Here is a 654-nt window from a genome sequence, read left to right as displayed (position 1 = left end):
CGGTGCGCTGGAGTACGCGGTGGATCTCTTCGACCGGGAGACGGTCGAGTCGATCGCGGTGGCGTTGCCGCGGGTGCTGGCGCAGCTGGTGGCGGACCCGGCGGGTCCGGTGCACGGCGTGGACGCGCTGTCGGCGGAACAGCGCCACCTGGTGCTGGGGGAGTGGAACGACACGGGGGTGGAGTTCTCGGCCGCCGTCCTGCCGGAGTTGTTCGAGGCGCAGGTGGTGCGGACGCCGGAGGTGTCGGCGGTGGTCTGTGCGGGGGTGTCGTTGTCGTTCGGTGAGTTGAACGCGCGGGCGAACCGGTTGGCGCGGCGGTTGGTGGCGGCGGGGGTGGGCCCTGAGCGGTTGGTGGCGTTGGCGTTGCCGCGTTCGGTGGAGTCGGTGGTGGCGCTGTTCGCGGTGTTGAAGGCCGGTGGTGCGTTCGTGCCGGTGGACACGGACTATCCGGCGGAGCGGATCGCGAGGTTGTTGGCGGTGGCCGACACGGTGGTCACCGACCGGGCGACGCTGGGCCAACTCCCGTGCACCGAAGCGGTTCTGGTGGACGACCCGGACGACGGGCCGGCCGGGAACCTGGGCCTGGAGATCCACCCGAACAGTGCGGCCTACGTGATCCACACCTCCGGTTCCACCGGCGAGCCCAAGGGCGT

The 654-nt window shown here is 71.3% G+C and carries 1 protein-coding gene; it reads left to right on the top strand.

All coding sequences use genetic code 11. The features are described from left to right. Nucleotides 1–19: 19 nt before the first annotated feature. On the top strand, nt 20–654 hold a 635-nt coding region (locus ABD323_RS43400), incomplete at its 3' end, for an AMP-binding protein (RefSeq protein ID WP_344447528.1).

It is taken from the genome of Kitasatospora nipponensis, from assembly GCF_039528135.1.
GTDB lineage: Bacteria > Actinomycetota > Actinomycetes > Streptomycetales > Streptomycetaceae > Kitasatospora > Kitasatospora nipponensis.
Note: the sequence above shows the minus strand (reverse complement) of the source record. Positions and strands in the feature narration are given on the sequence as shown.